The sequence below is a fragment of the Pseudomonas sp. FG36 genome (assembly GCF_057809275.1).
Genome location: NZ_JBMDJQ010000001.1, coordinates 271,940 through 289,974, shown reverse-complemented (window position 1 = coordinate 289,974; position 18,035 = coordinate 271,940). Strand labels below are relative to the sequence as shown.

Genomic DNA, 18,035 nt, shown 5'->3' with positions numbered 1-18,035 from the left:
CACCATGACTGCATTCACCAAGATCCAGGACCGCATCAAGCGCAAGGGACTGCGTGACACCCTCGGTAGTGCCTGGCGGCACTACGTCTTCTATCATTGGGAACTGTTGTGGATGGAGCGCGACCTGGTCAGCCCGGTGCCGCCGCACCGGCTCAAGCCCTATGGCGCCCTGCGGGTCGAGCACATTACCGTGCACAACGTGCGTGCCTTCGCCCGCCACTTCGGCGACCGGGTCGAGACCATGCGCGAACTGGCCGCCGAGGGCCATACCGGGTTGATGTTCCTCGACGACGACAACGACGCCGTGGCATTCATCTGGGGCAGCAGCCGCCATTACCACGACCGTCACTACTACGGTTGCTGGTTCCCGGTCGGGGCGGGGGAGTTCTTCGAGTTCGGCGGCGAGCTGATCCGCAAATACTGGGGTACGGAGCTGTCGGTGGACCTGCAGCTGGAACTGTGGAAGGCCATGGCCGCCCAGGGCTGCACCAAGGTGGTGGACGTGTGCGAGCAGCACAATATTCCGGCGCTCAAGCTGCACCTGCGCATGGGTTATCAGGAACAAGGACGGATCATGAACGTGTACTGCCTGTTCGGCCGCTGGAAGTTCTTCCGCGAAAGCCGCTACACCGCCTCGCGCCTCGAGCCATTGCGCAAGCCCGAGGCTCCGGCCTCCTCGGCCACGGCGGGTTGAGCCCATGGGCCTGCAACTGAAATGGTGCGCGTCGCTGCGCGCCGGCGACTTCCCCGCCGCCGACTACGAGGCGCTGCGCAGGCGCCTGCCCGGCAGCACGCCGTTCAACCACCTCGGCTGGCTGCGCGCCGCCGAGTCTGCCCTGCTGCCGGGCCAGCGGCTGCAGGTCCTGCTCGGCTACCAGGACGAGCGCCTGTGCCTGTGCCTGCCACTGATCCGCGCCCGCGAACCCTTCGGCCCGCTGTTCGCCCCGGTGGTGCGTCACCTGGGATACCCGCTGAGCGACCGTATCGCCCTGCTCATCGACCTGCCGGCGCTATATGCCGACCAGGTCCTGCAGGCCATACGCAAGCGGCTACCGCATGCCTTGCTGCAATTGAGCGAGGTACCGGACAACGCCGAGCACGATGGCTGGCTGCGCCAGTGGGCCGGCGCCAGTTCCACCTGGCAGCAGCGCCTGACCTGCCGGGTGCCGGTGCACCGCATCAACGAGCAGGACCGCCAGGAAGTCAGTGGCGACCCGCGCTACAAGCTGCGCCGCGCGCGCAAACGCATCAAGGCCTGCGGTGCCAGCGTGCGCCGGGTCGTCGCCACCTCCGAGAACATGGGCGAACTGCTCGACGCCATCAGCGCTGTCGAAGCGACCAGCTGGAAAGGCGACGACGAGGTCGGCATCTTCTCCGGCCCCCAGCGTCGCCCATGGATGTACCAGGCCTTCACCGCCCTGGCCGGAGAAGGCCTGGTGTGCCTGGTACTGCTGGAACTGGACGGGTGCTGCATCAGTTACCGTCTGGGCCTGTTGGAGCGCGGCCGAATCTACGATTACAACCTCGCCTTCGTCCCCGAACACCGTGACCTGGGCAGCGGCCGCGTGCTGCTCGAGGAATGGATTCACTGGGGCCTGGACGAAGACTGGAAGTGGGTCGACGCCTCGCGGGTCAGCCTGGACAACTCCAGCCACCAGTTGCACGAGCGCATGACCGGCCAGGTTGAACAGTGGCGCCTGAGCAGCTACAGCTGGCGCCCCGACGGCGTGCTGCTGGGGCTGGCGCTACGCTGCTGGCACTGGCTCAAGCCACGCCTGCGCAGGCGTTCGCCGCGCCAGGAAGCCGATATTGTCGCCCCCACCCCGCCACAGGAGCGCCCGGATGCCATCCCAGGTCATAGTCAACGCTGACGATTTCGGCCTCAGCGCCCACACCAACGCGGTCATCCTGCACGCCTTCCAGGCCGGGTTGATCAGCTCGGCCACGGCCATGGCCAACATGCCAGCCTTCGCCACCGCCTGCATGCTGGCCCAGCAACCGGCGCTCAAGGGACGGGTGGGGTTGCACTTCAACCTCACCTATGGCCGCCCGCTGAGCCAGGCGATCCTCGCCGAGCCGCGCTTCTGCACGCCCCATGGCGAGTTCGACTTGCGCCTGAAACAACGCACCCTGCGCCTGTCGCGGCGCGAGCGGGCCGCCGTGGAAGCGGAACTGGAGGCCCAGTGGAAACACTGCCTGGATCACGGCCTGATGCCCAGCCACCTGGACTCGCACCAGCACGTGCACAACATCTGGCCGGTGGGCGTCATCGTCGCCCGCTTCGCCCGCGCCCAGGGGGTGCCGATCCGCCTGGCGCGCAATGTGGGACACAACATCGGGCCGGCCAAGCGCGTGTTCAAGAGCCTGCTCAACCGGCGCCTGCGCCAGCTCGCCGGGAGCACCGCCGACTTCGTCTGCACCCCAGCCGACCTCAAGGCCGGATTGGCCCCCGCGCACGGCGTGCTGGAGGTAGTAGCCCATCCCAGCGCGCTTGGCGGGCACGACTTCGGCGATGCCTACCTGGCCAGCGGCGAATCGCTGCTGGCGTTGGTCGAGCAGCGCCTGGGGCAAGTGCCGCGGGTGGGGTATGCGAGCCTGGGGATGCAGGAGATGGGCTGAAAACCCACCCGCTATCGCCCCGGCGGCCGATGCCGGCGCTCGTGGTTCTCGGCCAGCCAACCGCGCAACGCCTCGGCCGGCATCGGCCGCCCGAGCAGGAACCCCTGCCCCTGGTCGCAACCGGCGTGGCGCAGGAAATCGTACTGCTCCTGGGTCTCGATGCCTTCGGCGGTGATGCGAAACCCCAGTGCATGCCCCAGATCGATAATCGCCCTGGCGATGGCCACCGCGTCGTCGTCTGCGGGCAGGTCCTTGATGAAAGCCCGGTCGATCTTCAGGTGGTCGATCGGCAGCGCGCGCAGGTAGGCCAGTGACGAATAGCCGGTACCGAAGTCGTCCACCGCCGTGGCCACGCCCATGGCCTGCAATTGCGCCAGCACCGCGCAGGCCTGCTGCTGGCTTTCCATCAGCAGGCTCTCGGTGATTTCCACCTCCAGCAGGTTGGCCGGCAGGCCATGGCGTTCCAGCGCCGAGGCGAGGCTGGTCACGTAGTCGCTGCGCTCGATCTGCAAGGCCGCGACGTTGATCGCCAACGGTCCGGGCAGGCCATCACTGGCACGCCATTCGGCCAACTGAGCGCAGGCCAGTTCCAGCACCCGCTCGCCGAGCGGGATGATCAACCCGGTGCGTTCGGCCAGGGGGATGAACTCCCCCGGCGAAATCAGGCCATGCTCCGGGTCGCGCCAGCGTAGCAGCGCCTCGACGCCCTCCAGCTGCCCGCTGAAAAGATCAACCTTGGGCTGGTACCACAGCTCGAACTCATTGTGCTCCAGCGCCCGACGCAGGTTGCGCTCCAACTCCAGGCGCTGCTGCAGGCGCTCGGTCATGTCCGGGTGATAAGGCCGCCAGGCATCGCGGCCGGCCTCCTTGGCGGCGTACATGGCGGTGTCGGCATGGCGCAACAGGCTGTCGGCATCCTCGCCATGCTGCGGGCACCAGGCCAGGCCGATGCTGCCGGTGACCAGGGCGGCGTTGCCATTGAGGTCGAATGGCCGCTGCAGGCAGCGCAGCAAGGCGCGGACCTGCTGGTTCACCTGTCCCTGGGCGCCCTGCAGCATGAACACGAACTCATCGCCGCCCAGCCGGCAGAGCCGGTCCTGGCTGTCGAGTTCCTGCAGGAAGCGCGCGGTCGCCTGCTGCAGCAAAAGGTCGCCCATCGGGTGCCCCAGGCTGTCATTGACCTGCTTGAAACCGTCGATGTCGAGCATCAGCACCGCCAGGCCATGGCCCTGCAGGATGGCAGTGCTCAGTTGCTGCTGGAACAGGATGCGGTTGGGCAGCCCGGTGATGGTATCGTAGTGTGCCAGGCGTTCGAGCTGGGCCTGGTAGCGCTGCAGCTCGCGATTGCGTTGCTCGAGCAGACGCTGCTTGCGATTGAGCTGCGCGACGAACAGGCTGAACACACCCGTGCAGCTCAAGGCGAACAGGAACAGCGGCGAGCCGAACAGGTCCAGCCCCGACCAGCCACCCCGTGGCGCGGCGACCAGTTGCCAGAGGCCGCCCGGCACCTCCACCGTCATCTTCACCTGCGGTTCGTCGAACAGCCGAGGATCGCCCCAGATCAGCGCGCCTTCGGCGCCCTTGCCATCGCCCCCGCGCACGGCCAGCTCGAACTCGGTGTCCGGGCGCAGCCCCGCCGTGAGCAGCAATCGATCGATATCGGCAACGATCGATACATTGCCCCAGTAAAAGCGCACGCCGCGCTTGCCGGTGACGAACACCGGTCGCCGGTAGATCAACCCCCGCCCGCCCTGATACAGCTGCAGCGGGCCGGCCAGCACCGGCTGGGCATGTTCGCGGGCCGAGCGCAGCAGGGGAAACTGTTCCGGCAACTGGCGGTAATCCAGCCCGATCAGCCGCTCGTTGCCAGGCAACGGGTAGACATCGCTGATCACATCATCCGGCGCCAGTGCGATATGGCGCATGTAGGGCACCGACTGCAAGGCATCGCGGGCCATGCCATGGAAGTGCGCGGTGCTGATGCCGCCGTCGGCACTGATCAGCTGGGCGATGCCTTCGGCCTCGCCGAACGCCGCGCCCAGCTGCGCCTCCAGCGCACCACGCATCCCCGCCAGGTGGGCTGCCAGGTTGCCCAGTTGCTCACTGCGCTCGCGCTGCGCGTCGAGGTGACCCAGGGCAACCGAAAGGCCGATGCCCACCAGGGCAAGACCGACCGGCAACAGGCGGTTGAGCGTGTGCCGCAAGGTACCGGATGGCAGATGCGTAGGTTCAGGAGAATGCTGGGGAATGGTCATAGGCAGGCGATGGCGGTCGATTTAGCAGTTATCGGCGTGGCGCGACCAATATTGAGGCCTGTTTTCCCAGCTCGCGGGCCGGGATGCATATGCACCACCGTCGATGCCAGCGCGGCTGCTCTGATGCGGGCTTTGCGAGGAGCCAAACATGACATCGGATACCCCCAACCCGCACCAACATATCCTTGAGCGCCGCCTGCCGGCCTGGGCGCGGGAAGCCACGCCCGAACACTGGCAGCGGCTGCACGAAGGCATCATGCCGTCCCAGGGCCTGCCCGACAGCGAGGCGGCCTGGTTCGCCAATGCCGCGCCCCACCTGCGCGAAGCAGTCAAGGCCAGCCAGGCTCGCCTGATGCGCAGCCAACGCACGCTGGCCAGGCACCTGCGCGGCCTGAAGAACATCAACGAGTTCGCCGAACCCCTGCTCGCCGAGCGCCTGCGCAGGCAACACGGCCTGAGCACGCCGCTGCGCAGTACGTCGCTGATTGTGGTCAAGCGGTTCTATACCTTCCAGGCCTACACCACCCATCACGAACACCGTAGCCTGCTGCAGGCCGCCCTGCAGAATTTCGCTGAAAACCTCACCTTCGATCGCGACAGCGCGCTCGCCCTGGAGGGCGACTGGCAGGTGAGCGAAAGCCTGGTCACCGGCAAGACCACGCTCGGCGACAACGAGACCGAAGTCGATATCGAGCTGCCCAGCGAGCAGATCCGCATCAAGCCACTGGCCCTGTCACCCGCAGCCTTTGCCAGCACCTGCCGTGAACTGGATATTGGCCAACATTACCAGGCCCATCTCGATGCCCTGTTCACGCCCCCGCTCGTTCGCCCGGCGGCGGTTCGCGTTCATAAGGCCAGCCTGCGCCTGGCGGCAGACCTGGCGCGGATACGCAACCAGCTGGATGGTAAAGGCCGGGACGCGGTACAGGCGTTGCTCGACGATGGGAAGGCGCTGGCCTGCAGTCAGCTGAGCCTGTTCGGCATCACTTTGCACGAGGTGATCCTGATCGATACTGGTACAGCCGGCATGCTCCTCTATCTACCGGCTCAGGCCGCCAGCCTGCGTGCCTTTGACGACCTCGATGCCTTGCACCGGCAACTGCGTGCCGATCTGCAACAGGCAGCGTTTCGTCAAGGCTTCATGGACTATGTGCCGCGCGAGCAGCAAGGCGCATTTGCCAGCCGGCTTCGCCAAAACGCGGATGCCGACCTGCATGCGTGCGCCGTGCCGATTGACGGCAACCTGTACGATTTCCTCCACGCCGACCATGTGGCGCGTCTGCGGCACGAAGCCCTGCAACTGGCAGTACCCAGCGCACAGGCCGACGAACAGGCCCGCAAAGCACGCAAGGCCCTCTGGGACAAGGCAGGCCTCGACATGCTGATGATCGCCGGGATGTTCGTCCCTGCGCTGGGCACGATCATGACGGCAGTGATGGCGTATCAACTGCTGGATGGAGCCTACGAGGGCTACGAGGCCTGGCAGGTCGGCGACCGCGAAGAGGCCTTCGGCCACTTCAAGTCGGTGGCGCTCAACCTGGCCGTTATCGGTGGCCTGCACCTGGCGGGCAAGGCGTTGAGACATCTGGCGGGCAGCCCGTTGCTCGAAGGCCTCGACCCGATCACCCTCGATGACGGCAGCCAACGCCTGTGGCGACCCGACCTGACCGACTACCGCAGTGCGGTGGCGCTGCCGGAGGAACTCGAGGCCAATGCACAGGGGCAGTTCCTGCACCAGGGGCGCCACTTCATCCGCATGGATGGGCACCTTTACGAGCAGCGCCTGGATACGCGCCAGGCGCAATGGCGTATCGTCCACCCCGATGACGGCGCCGCCTTCCAGCCGCCGCTTGAACATAATGGCGCGGGCGCCTGGCGCGGCAGCCATGAGCAACCCCGCGACTGGTCGCTGGCGACCTTGGTCCGGCGCCTGGACAGCCGCCTGCAACACATGCCGGATGTTGCGCTCGAAGGCGCGGCCAGGGCCAATGGCCTGAGGAGCTCCGCACTCCGCCAGCTGCACCTGACAAACAACCCGCCACCCGCCGCGCTGCGCGCGACACTCGAGCGCCTGCGCCTGGCCAAGGTCAGTGAAGGCGTCGAGCAAGCCGCACTGGAAGGGCTGCACATTCCCCAGCTGGCCAACGGGCACAGCGAGCGGTTGATCATCAATGCCATGGCCGATCTGCCGGGCTGGCCGAGCGAACTGCGTCTCGAGCTGCGCGCCGCATCCCCTCAGGGGCCGGTGCTGCTTGCCGCCGGAGCGGACCATGCCGCTCGTACCTGCACCGTGCTCAAGTCGGCTGACGGCTACGAAGCCTACCTGGGCGAGCGACCGGTCGCGCTGCGCCAGGACAACGATCTGTGTCGGGCGACCTTGCAAGCGTTGTCCTCGGTTGATCGTCAGGCCCTTGGCCTGACTGCCAGTGGCGCCAATGACCTGCGCCAACGGATTCACGAACTGGTCGCGGCCGACCGCGCCATGGCCAGGCGCCTGCTGGGCAGCCATTTGCCTGGATGGGGCAAGCGCGGTCGGTTACGCGGCGGCATGGAGGCGCCAGCGCCTGAGGCCCCCCGCATCGAAGTCGGCGCGCTCTTTCGCCGCTACCGACAGCTGTACCCTGAGACCGCGGACCACCAGGTCAACGAACAGTTGAGCCAGTGGCTCGAGGCCGGCCTGGATCCGGCACGGCAACTTGAGGATCTGGAACAGCAGTTGCTGGAGTTCCGCAGCCAGATGCGCGCCTGGGCTGGCAATGACCCATTGCGCCACGCCGCCGCCCGACGATTAGTCAGCAACTGGCAGCGGATCTCGGAGTACTCGGAGGAGGAAGGGCTTGCCATTCACCAGATCAGTCTGAACGACCTGGCACTGACCAACGACGACCTGGCTACCCTGGCGCTGCCAGACCGCTTCACCCATATCGAGCGAGTCGACCTGGGCGAAAACCCCGGCTTGAGCCAACTGCCTGCCGAGTTTCTCGAACGGTTTCCAGGGTTGCAACGTCTGCATCTGGTCGGTTGCGGCTTCGAGCAGTTGCCAGCTATCGCCGTTCCGCAATCCTTGGAATGGCTTGATATGCAAGGTAACAATCTGGTCTGGAGCGACGCGAATCAAGCCGCGCTGGATCGTCTCGACGCGCTTCGAATGCTGGACCTGTCGCACAACCCGCTGGCCCGCAGCCCCGATCTCAACCGCCTGGGCGAACTGGATGTGCTCAACCTCAACAGTTGCCAACTCGTCGATTGGCCCAGCGGTATTCGTAGCGATGAAGACTGGCGACCCGCCGTCTTCGACCTGCGTGACAACCGCTTCGCCAGCTTGCCGCAGGACCTGCGTCTATCGCGGGTGGCGGCCCAGAACCTGTGGCTGGAAAGCTCGGACCTCAGCGAGCGGGTCAACCAACAGATCCAGGCCTATTACGTTCAGCACGGCGTCGACTTGCTGGTTGCCGACGCCGACTACGAGGAAATGCTGGAGGACACCGATGCCGACGACTGGGCCATCTGGAACGCGCTGCCGCTGCAATATCGTCGCGAGCTGCGTGACCTGCAGGATCTGCCAGACTACGATCAGGCCCGGTTGTGGCAACGGCTGCGCACCTTTGCAGATCCCCGAGCCATGGATTATGCCCTGACGATCGGCGCAATGAGGCTGCTGGAGGCCGAGGTGTTCCCGCCGCCATTCGAAGAGTGATCGGCAACCACCGCGCCGGGCTGGTAATTTTCCGGAGGTCGGCGCATGCTCGCAAGCTGAAGCGTTTCATCATCCGGATTTGAGAGGTGCAGTACCCATGGACCGTCTGCTCGACTCGCTGTTTCCCGCCCTCGAGGACATCCCCGAAGCCTGGCGCCTCGGCTCGCCCCTGGAGCAACGCGACTATCTGGTCAACGGTGAACTGCGGCACTGGGACGGCCCCCTGGCCACCGTGCGCAGCCCGGTCTGGCTCAAGGAGGGCGACAGTGAGCGCCAGGTCATCCTCGGCAGTGCTCCCCTGCTCGACGCCGACACCGCGCTCACCGCGCTCGACGCGGCCGTGGCCGCCTACGACAAAGGCCGTGGCGTCTGGCCGAACATGCGCGTGGCCGAGCGTATCGGGCATGTCGAAACCTTCCTGGCGCGCATGCGCGAGCAGCGCACGGCGGTGGTCAAGCTGCTGATGTGGGAGATCGGCAAGAACCTCAAGGATTCGGAGAAGGAGTTCGACCGCACCTGCGACTACATCGTCGACACCATCGAGGCGCTCAAGGACCTCGACCGTCGCTCCAGCCGCTTCGAGCTCGAACAGGGCACCCTTGGCCAGATCCGCCGCGCACCTCTGGGCGTGGCGCTGTGCATGGGCCCTTACAACTACCCGCTCAACGAAACCTTCACCACGCTGATCCCGGCGCTGATCATGGGCAACACCGTGGTGTTCAAGCCGGCCAAGTTCGGCGTGCTGTTGATCCGCCCATTGCTCGAAGCCTTCCGCGACAGCTTCCCGCCCGGGGTGATCAACGTCATTTACGGGCGCGGCCGCGAGACCGTCAGCGCGCTGATGGCCAGCGGCAAGGTCGACGTGTTCGCCTTCATCGGCACCCACAAGGCCGCCAGCGACCTGAAGAAGCTCCACCCACGCCCGCACCGCCTGCGCGCGGCGCTGGGCCTGGACGCCAAGAACCCCGGTATCGTCCTGCCCCAGGTCGACCTCGACAACGCCGTCGAAGAGGCCGTCACCGGCGCCCTGTCGTTCAACGGCCAGCGTTGCACCGCGTTGAAGATCCTGTTCGTCCACGAGGACGTGGTCGAGGCATTTCTCGACAAGTTCCAGCGCAAGCTCGCCGCGCTCAAGCCCGGCATGCCCTGGGAGCCCGGCGTGGCGCTGACGCCGCTGCCCGAACCCGGCAAGCTCGACTACCTCGACGGCCTGGTGGCCGACGCCACCGCCAAGGGCGCCCGGGTGCTCAACGAGGGCGGCGGGCAGAGCCGCGGCTCGTTCTTCTACCCTGCGCTGCTCTACCCGGTCAGCCAGGACATGCGCGTCTATCACGAGGAACAGTTCGGCCCGCTGGTGCCAGTGGTGCCCTATCGCGACCTGCAGAGCGTGATCGACTACGTGCTCGATTCCGACTACGGCCAGCAGCTGAGCCTGTTCGGCAACGACCCGCAGACCATCGGCGCGCTGGTCGATACCTTCGCCAACCAGGTCGGCCGGATCAACCTCAACGCCCAGTGCCAGCGTGGGCCGGATACCTATCCGTTCAACGGCCGCAAGAACAGCGCCGAAGGGACCTTGTCGGTGCATGACGCATTGCGCGTGTTCTCCATTCGCACCTTGGTCGCGACCAAGTTCCAGGAAGCGAACAAGGAATTGATCAGCGAGATCATCCGCAACCGGCAGTCGAGCTTCCTTACGACCGACTACATCTTCTGAACGAAGCCGCCACCTCCGCCTTTGCGAAAACGTGGAGGCGGTCCGTTTTTATAGGCAATCGATCTAAACCTCAGGTCGATTTCCTGCCTGCCTGTACGACTCTAATTCACCACCGTAGCGCAATGCGCATATGGTCCACCCAAGTGAAAGGAGAGCACGTAAATGGCAGTCAAACCCATTCCCGAAGGCCAGCACAGCCTGACCCCGTACCTCGGCATCAAGGACGCCGCCAAGGCCATCGAGTTCTACAAGAAGGCCTTTGGCGCCGTCGAGATGTTCCGCCTCGAAGGCCCTGACGGCAGCATCGGCCATGCCGAGTTGAAAATCGGCGACTCCTCGCTGATGCTCGGCTCGCCCTGCGACATGGAGGGCGGCCTCATACCCAGCGAGACCATCGAGACTCCGGCGGTCGGCCTGCACCTGTATGTCGAGGACTGCGACAAAGTCTATGCCCAGGCCTTGCGCGCCGGCGCGACAGCAATACGCGAAGTCCAGGACCAGTTCTACGGCGACCGCAGCGGCACCCTGAAGGATCCGTTCAACAACATGTGGTTCGTCTCCACCCACAAGGAAGACCTCAGCCCCGAGGAAATCCGCGCCCGCGCCGCCAAACTGTTCGGCGGCCAGTGAGCGGCAGGCTCCAGGCTCCAGGCTGCAAGCTTCAAGTTGAAAGCCGCCGCGCTTTGCTTGAAGCTTGAGGCTTGTAGCTTGGAGCTGCCTCTCAATGCGAATCATCGAAAAATCCGGCGCCCTGGTGCGCAGCCTGACCCCGGCAGAGGACGAACTGCTGGTGGGCTTCGCCCGCGGCACCCTCACCGGCCCGCGCCTGTTGCAGGCCAACCAATGGCTGATGAAGATACGCAGCGCCAACCAATGGCTGGCCTGCGACTGCCGCAAGGATGCCCTGCCGGTGCTCAACGTCTCGTTGAACGGCAGCACCGGCACCCTGTTCCTGCGCAACAACCCCGAAACCCCCGAGCACACCCCAGGCTGCCCGTTCAGCAAGGATGAGCGCGAGGCCGGCGAACGCGCCGATGAAAACGCCGCCCCGGCCGCCTGGCTGGCGCCGGATGCGCCACTGCGCCTGCTCGGCGACTATCGCCGCGCCAGTGACGGCGAGGCACCTGCAACGCCACGCGAGCCCGGTGAGCGCCGCGAACAGCAGCGCCTGCTGTCGCTGCTGCTGACCTGGATCGAGGCCAGCGGCCTGAACGTCTACGCCACCCACCTGAAAAAGGACCTCACCGCGCAGTTCGCCGACCTGCGCACTGTCGCCAGCCGCTACCCGCTGCTGGAGCGGGTGCCCGCCAGCAACTACCTGGAAACCCGCCTGGACATGAAGCACATGATGATGCTCAAGGCGCGCCTGCGCGAGGCCACGGTGTTCGGCAACCACCGTCGGCACGGCCTGTTGCTCGACTGCGTGGACCAGGTCAAGGGGCGCAAGCTGTTCAACAACCGCAGCGAGGACGGCTTCGACTTCCAGGGCCACCACCAGTACTGGGGCGGCAACCGCGCCAGCGGGCCACTGCTGGCCCTGGCGCTGTATTCTCCGGCCACCGCGGGCAGCCATTTCTACGAACTGATTCACGTGGCCAGCGTGCCGGTGCTGTCACGCGGGCACCTGTTCCCGGTGTACCGCGATGAAGAACGCGAGCCGCTCAAGGCGCTGGTGTCGCTGATCGACTGGATGGCCGGCAAGGGCGTCAAGGTGCTGATGCGCCGCCCGGTGATCGGCGGCCAGGTGATGGATGAACTGGTGCTGACCTCGGACCAGGACCGGGTACTGTCGGTGTCGTTGCTGGAGCAGCCGATCGGGCCGGAACCGGATGCCGAGAACTTCAAGCGCTATGCCGACTTCAAGAGCCTGGATACCTTCCGCAAGTATGTGGCCGGCTTCTTCATGCGCGAACGCTGAGGGGAACGCCCACAAGAGCCGGGGCTCGCGGCCCTTGTGGGAGCGGGCTTGCCCCGCGATGACTCGACCAGGCTAGAACGCCGCCTTGAAGATCGCTTCGATCTCCACCTGGCTGGCCACCCGTGGATTGGTCAGCCCGCAGGCATCCTTCAACGCATTGGCCGCCAGCACCGGCACATCCTCGACCTTGGCCCCCAGTTCCGCCAGCCCGGCCGGGATGCCGATGGCCGTCGCCAGGTGCTCGATGGCCGAAATCGCAGCGCCGGCCCCCTGCTCGGCGTCCAGCGCGCAGACCTTCACCCCCATGGCCTTGGCCACATCACGCAGGCGCGCGGCGCTGACCTTGGCATTGAAGCGCTGCACATGGGGCAGCAGCACCGCGTTGCACACACCGTGGGGCAAGTCGTAGAAGCCACCCAACTGGTGGGCCATGGCATGCACATAGCCCAGCGAGGCATTGTTGAACGCCATGCCCGCGAGGAACTGGGCGTAGGCCATGTTCTCCCGCGCCACCAGGTCACCGCCGTCGGCGACCGCCTGGCGCAGGTTGGCACTGACCAGACTGATGGCCTTGAGCGCGCAGGCATCGGTGATCGGCGTGGCAGCGGTGGACACATAGGCCTCGATGGCGTGGGTCAAGGCATCCATGCCCGTGGCCGCAGTGAGCCCCTTGGGCATGCCGACCATCAGCGCCGGATCGTTCACCGACAGGATCGGCGTGACGTTGCGGTCGACGATGGCCATTTTCACGTGGCGCGCCTCGTCGGTGATGATGCAGAAGCGGGTCATCTCGCTGGCGGTGCCCGCCGTGGTGTTGATCGCGATCAGCGGCAGCTGCGGCTTGCTCGAGCGGTCGACGCCCTCGTAGTCGCTGATATGCCCGCCGTTGGTGGCGCACAGCGCGATGCCCTTGGCGCAGTCGTGGGGCGAGCCACCGCCCAGGGAGATCACGCAGTCGCAGCCCTCGCGACGCAGCATCGCCAGGCCCGCCTCGACGTTGGCGATGCTCGGGTTGGGCTTGGCGCCGTCGAACACCCGCGAATCGATGTCGCGCATGGCCAGCATGCCGGCGATGCGCTCGGCCACGCCGGCCTTGGCCAGCCCGACGTCGGTGACGATCAGCGCCTTGCGCAGGCCATAGCCGGCAATCGCCGCCATCGCCTCTTCCAGGCAGTCGATGCCCATGATGTTTACGGCGGGGATGAAGAACGTGCTGCTCATGGCCGGGGTCCTCTCAAGCTGACGGTAGGTTTTCAGCATCCGCCGGAATGGGCAGGTGGGCATTGATCCAGCGCAAGCCGGCCTACCCCATGAACAACCGATACGCCGGATTCTCCGTCTCGTCCCAGTACTGGTACCCCATCTCGTCCAGTGCCCGTGGCAGCCCGGCCAGCTCGTCCTCGGGCACTTCCAGCCCGGCGAACACCCGCGCTTGTGCCGCACCATGGTTGCGGTAGTGGAACAGGCTGATGTTCCAGCGCTTGCCCAGGCGTTCGAGGAAGCCCAGCAATGCCCCCGGGCGCTCGGGGAACTCGAAGCGCAGCACGCGCTCGCCCGCGCCGGGTGCCGCGTGGCCGCCGACGGTGTGACGCACATGCAGCTTGGCCAGTTCGTTGTCGGTCAGGTCGAGCACCTGGTAGCCCTGTTCGCCCAGGCTGGCCAGCAACTGTTGCCGCGGGTCCTGCTGCGGATGGGTTTGCACGCCGACGAACAGGCGTGCCTCCTTGCCTGGGTAGTAGCGATAGTTGAACTCGGTGATCTGGCGCTTGCCCAGGGCCAGGCAGAATGCACGGAAACTGCCGGGGCGCTCGGGGATGGTCACGGCGATGATCGCCTCGCGCTGCTCGCCCAGTTCGGCGCGCTCGGCCACGTGGCGCAGGCGGTCGAAGTTGACGTTGGCGCCGGAGTCGATGGCCACCAGGGTCTGCCCTTGCAGCCCTTCGCGGGCCACGTAGCGCTTGATGCCAGCCACTGCCAGGGCCCCGGAAGGCTCGGTGATCGAGCGGGTGTCGTCGTAGATGTCCTTGATCGCGGCACACAGTTCGTCGCTGCCGACCGTCACCACCTCGTCGACGAAGTGGCGACACAGCTCGAAGCAGTGCGCCCCCACCTGCGCCACCGCCACCCCGTCGGCAAAGGTGCCGACCTGCGGCAGGACCACCCGCTCGCCTGCGGCCATGGCGGCCTGCAGGCAGTTGGAGTCTTGCGGCTCGACGCCGATCACCTTGACCTCCGGGCGCAGGTACTTGACGTAGGCGGCGATCCCGGCAACCAGGCCGCCGCCGCCGACGGGGACGAAGATCGCATGCAACGGGCCCGGGTGCTGGCGCAGGATCTCCATGGCCACGGTCCCCTGCCCGGCGATGACATCGGGGTCGTCGAACGGCGGTACGAAGGTGGCGCCGTCGCGATCGGCCAGTTGCAGGGCGTGGGCCAATGCGTGCGGAAAGCTCTCGCCGTGCAGCACCACATGGCCGCCCCGTGAGCACACGCCTTCGACCTTGAGCGAAGGTGTGGTGGTCGGCATGACGATGGTGGCCTTGATGCCCAGGTGCGACGCGGCCAGGGCCACACCCTGGGCATGGTTGCCGGCCGAAGCGGTGATCACGCCGCGGGCGCGCTGTTCGGGAGTCAGGCGTGACAGACGGGTGTAGGCGCCGCGGATCTTGAAGGAGAACGTCGGTTGCAGGTCTTCGCGCTTGAGCAGGACCTGGTTGCCCAGGCTGGCCGACAGGGCCGGCGCCGCTTGCAATGGGGTTTCGATGGCCAGGTCGTAGACTGGCGCCGAGAGAATCCGGCGCACTTGCTCGGACAGCAGTTGCCGGGGGGTTGCCGGGGTGCGAAGGGTGGCGCTGAAGCTGGTCATCGATGACTCCTGGTTTTTTGTCGTGCCCAGGAGTCAGAGAGAAGAAACCCGCCTCCAGGGCGGGTTCAGTGCATGTGTGCGCTAGCCCGCCAATCTGATAATGGCGGTAATAATGCTGAGGGCGCTGTACTGCGGGAATAGGTTCATGGGCTGGGAAACTAGCGTGTGGCGCAAGAAAAAGTCAAGGCTTACGCTACCGCCCTTGTCGACACTCACGAAGTCCCTGCCCAGTCGCAGATGAAATCCAACCGCAGATACGACGAAAAACTGCACAATTGATAGTCATTCGCCATTAACTCGTTCTCGGAACCCCCCGCCCGGAGGTAGAATGCCGCAAAACCGGGAGCCGCGATGAACCACGACCGCCACATTCCAAGCGAAGACGATGCAATCACCGATGCCGCCGCGCATTGGTGCATGCGCCTGCACGCCGACGATTGCACGGCGGCCGAGCGCGAGGCGTTCGGCCAGTGGTTGGCGGCCGATCCGCGGCATGCCGAGGAATACCAGGCGATGCTGGAGATCTGGGACACCGCCGACCTGCTGCCGCGCAGCGCCCAGGTGGTCCCGCTGCCCGTGCGCCGCCCGGTGGCGACACGCCACTGGCGCCCGTTCGCCTCGGCCGCGGCCATCGCCCTGCTCGCCCTGCCGCTGGCCGGCTGGGTCGGCTGGGAACAGGGTTGGCTGCCCAACAGCTACCAGCATTTCGAAGCCAGCGACCACCTGCGGCAGGTGCGCCTGAGCGACGGCAGCAGCGTCGAGCTGAATCTCAACAGCGAGTTGCGCTTCCTGAACTTCAAGGATGAGCGCCGGGTCACCCTGATCAAGGGCGAGGCGTTCTTCAAGGTCACCCACGACAGCAGCCACCCGTTCATCGTCCACGCCGCCAACGGCCAGACCCGGGTCACCGGGACCCAGTTCAACGTGTGGAAATACGAAGACCAGGTCAAGGTGACGCTGGTGGAAGGTTCGGTGCTGGTCAGCAGCGGTGGCAACGCCGGCGGCTATCGCCTTGGCCCGGGCATGCAGGCCAGCTACCACAAGGGCGATTTCGAACCCGAGCTGAACCAGAGCGACGACTACGCCAACAGCCTGGCCTGGCGCAGTGGCAGGCTGGTGCTGGACAACCTCAGCCTCGGCCAGGCGTTGCCAGTGATCAACCGCTACCTGGACAAGCCGCTGATGCTGGCCGACGACAGCACCGCGAGCATTCGCATCAGTGGCATCTACAGCACCCGCGAGGTCGAACGCCTGGTCGACACGCTGCCCAAGGTGCTGCCGGTGTACCTGACCCGCAGCAAGGACGGCAGTACCGTACTCAACCGCATCGTGCCGGCGCCGACCCGCGGCTGAATCCACGATCTGGGGCCGCTCTGCGGCCCATCGCCGGCAAGCCGGCTCCCACAGGCGATCACATGTTCCTGTGGGAGCAGGCTCGTCGTGGCGATGAACCGCGGCGAAAGGGCTGCAAAGCAGCCCCGGCGGTATCAGGTCAAACCCGGATCAGAGCGTCATCGCCGCAAACCAGCCAAACGCCAGCAGCGGCAGGTTGTAGTGCAGGAATGTCGGCACCACGGTGTCCCAGATATGGTGGTGCTGGCCATCCACGTTCAACCCGGAGGTCGGCCCCAGGGTCGAGTCCGAAGCCGGCGAACCGGCATCGCCCAGGGCACCGGCAGTACCGACGATGCACACGGTGGCCAGCGGATCGAAGCCCAGCTGCACGCACAGCGGCACGAAGATCGCCGCCAGGATCGGCACGGTGGAGAACGACGAGCCGATGCCCATGGTCACCAACAGTCCCACCAGCAGCATCAGCAAGGCACCAATGCCCTTGCTGTGGTCGATCCACTGCGCCGAGGTCTCTACCAGGCTCTTCACCTCGCCGGTGGCTTTCATCACTTCGGCGAAGCCGGAAGCGGCGATCATGATGAAGCCGATCATCGCCATCATCTTCATGCCTTCGGTGAACAGGTCGTCGGTGTCCTTCCAGCGCACGATGCCCGACAGCGAGAAGATCAGGAAGCCGACCATCGCGCCGATGATCATCGAGTCCAGCCACAGCTGAATGATGAATGCCGCGGCGATCGCCACCCCGGCCACCAGCAGGGTCACCGGGTTGTACTGCACGCTGACCTGCTCGACCTGCTCGATCCGCGCCAGGTCGTAGTCACGCTTCTTTCGGTAGCTGAAGAACACCGCCAGCAATAGGCCGGCGAGCATGCCTGCGGCGGGAATGGCCATGGCGTGGGTGACATTGACCCCGCTCACGTCGACACCGGCGCGGGCGACGTTGGCCAGCAGGATCTCGTTGAGGAAGATGTTGCCGAAACCGACCGGCAGGAACATGTACGGGGTGATCAGGCCGAAGGTGATCACGCAGGCAATCAGCCGGCGGTCGATGCGCAGGCGGGTCAGCACGTACAGCAGCGGCGGCACCAGCAACGGGATGAAGGCGATGTGGATCGGCAGGATGTTCTGCGACGACACCGCCACCACCAGCATCAGGCCGATCAGCAGCCACTTGACCTTGCCACCGTCGGCATGGCCCTGGCGATCGATCATCGCCAGCGCACGATCGGCCAAGGCATGGGCCAGGCCCGACTTGGCGATGGCCACCGCGAAGGCGCCGAGCAACGCATACGACAATGCCACCGTGGCACCGCCACCCAGGCCACCATTGAAGGCCTTGAGCGTGCCCTCGATACCCAGCCCACCGACCAGGCCTCCGGCCAGGGCGCCGATGATCAGGGCGATGACCACATGCACGCGGGACAGGCTCAGGATCAGCATGAGCCCGACCGCGGCAATCACTGCATTCATGGTGTGCAAACCTCGTTACGACAGACAAAAAGCGGGTATTCCGGCGACAGACTGCGCGCAGGCAGTGGCCGGACCAGGGGATGTTGTTGTGAAGGGCGCACACTCTGAAGCACAGACCGACAGAAGTCAAAAGCGTCTGC

At 65.9% G+C, this 18,035-nt stretch carries 12 protein-coding genes; 8 read left to right on the top strand and 4 right to left on the bottom strand.

The genetic code is table 11. The features are described 5' to 3' along the window. Nucleotides 1–4: 4 nt before the first annotated feature. Genes ACODS9_RS01285 through ACODS9_RS01275 form a run of 3 tightly spaced genes read left to right on the top strand, consistent with a single transcriptional unit; the run spans nt 5 to nt 2,619 of the window. Nucleotides 5–694 carry an N-acetyltransferase gene (locus tag ACODS9_RS01285; protein ID WP_489093070.1) on the top strand — a complete coding sequence of 230 codons (690 nt, stop codon included), beginning with the start codon at nt 5–7 and terminating at the stop codon, nt 692–694. Nucleotides 695–698: 4 nt separating this feature from the next. Continuing rightward, a complete protein-coding gene (locus ACODS9_RS01280; RefSeq protein WP_489093069.1) occupies nt 699–1,871 on the top strand; it encodes a GNAT family N-acetyltransferase in 1,173 nt (390 codons plus the stop codon). Next, nucleotides 1,843–2,619: a ChbG/HpnK family deacetylase gene (locus tag ACODS9_RS01275; RefSeq protein ID WP_489093068.1), complete on the top strand. Its 777-nt coding sequence runs from the start codon at nt 1,843–1,845 to the stop codon at nt 2,617–2,619. Before ACODS9_RS01280 ends, ACODS9_RS01275 begins: the two co-directional genes overlap by 29 nt. Before the next feature lie 11 nt (nt 2,620–2,630). Here the strand turns inward: ACODS9_RS01275 and ACODS9_RS01270 are convergent, their stop codons facing one another. Next, nucleotides 2,631–4,874, bottom strand: a complete 2,244-nt coding sequence (locus tag ACODS9_RS01270) for a putative bifunctional diguanylate cyclase/phosphodiesterase (RefSeq protein ID WP_489093067.1) — start codon at nt 4,872–4,874, stop codon at nt 2,631–2,633. Between the two features lie 148 nt (nt 4,875–5,022). On the opposite strand from ACODS9_RS01270, the gene ACODS9_RS01265 reads away from it, so the two are divergent. The 4 genes from ACODS9_RS01265 to ACODS9_RS01250 all read left to right on the top strand — a co-directional run bounded on the left by ACODS9_RS01265 (nt 5,023) and on the right by ACODS9_RS01250 (nt 12,206). Further along, on the top strand, nt 5,023–8,571 hold the full coding sequence (locus ACODS9_RS01265) for a dermonecrotic toxin domain-containing protein (RefSeq protein ID WP_489093066.1): 3,549 nt from the start codon (nt 5,023–5,025) through the stop codon (nt 8,569–8,571). A 97-nt stretch (nt 8,572–8,668) separates the two neighbouring features. Then, complete coding sequence (locus ACODS9_RS01260; RefSeq protein WP_489093065.1) at nt 8,669–10,288, top strand: NADP-dependent glyceraldehyde-3-phosphate dehydrogenase; 1,620 nt, start codon at nt 8,669–8,671, stop codon at nt 10,286–10,288. Between the two features lie 162 nt (nt 10,289–10,450). Continuing rightward, on the top strand, nt 10,451–10,918 hold the full coding sequence (locus ACODS9_RS01255; protein WP_401105355.1) for a VOC family protein: 468 nt from the start codon (nt 10,451–10,453) through the stop codon (nt 10,916–10,918). A 94-nt stretch (nt 10,919–11,012) separates the two neighbouring features. Next, complete coding sequence (locus ACODS9_RS01250) at nt 11,013–12,206, top strand: DUF8534 domain-containing protein (RefSeq protein ID WP_489093064.1); 1,194 nt, start codon at nt 11,013–11,015, stop codon at nt 12,204–12,206. Between the two features lie 72 nt (nt 12,207–12,278). Here ACODS9_RS01250 and yiaY read toward each other — a convergent pair whose 3' ends face one another. Beyond that, nucleotides 12,279–13,427, bottom strand: a complete 1,149-nt coding sequence (gene yiaY / locus ACODS9_RS01245) for an L-threonine dehydrogenase (RefSeq protein ID WP_489093063.1) — start codon at nt 13,425–13,427, stop codon at nt 12,279–12,281. Between the two features lie 82 nt (nt 13,428–13,509). Then, entirely contained in the window at nt 13,510–15,072 is a 1,563-nt protein-coding gene (ilvA, locus tag ACODS9_RS01240) for a threonine ammonia-lyase, biosynthetic (RefSeq protein ID WP_489093062.1), read from the bottom strand. Nucleotides 15,073–15,423: 351 nt separating this feature from the next. Between ilvA and ACODS9_RS01235 the strand changes: the two genes are divergently transcribed. Continuing rightward, the gene (locus ACODS9_RS01235) at nt 15,424–16,425 is read left to right on the top strand and encodes a FecR family protein (protein ID WP_046855803.1); all 1,002 of its coding nucleotides are present in this window, start codon (nt 15,424–15,426) and stop codon (nt 16,423–16,425) included. Between the two features lie 150 nt (nt 16,426–16,575). On the opposite strand, the gene ACODS9_RS01230 is transcribed toward ACODS9_RS01235, so the two are convergent. Beyond that, a complete protein-coding gene (locus ACODS9_RS01230; RefSeq protein ID WP_023630663.1) occupies nt 16,576–17,895 on the bottom strand; it encodes a Na+/H+ antiporter family protein in 1,320 nt (439 codons plus the stop codon). Nucleotides 17,896–18,035 lie beyond the last annotated feature (140 nt).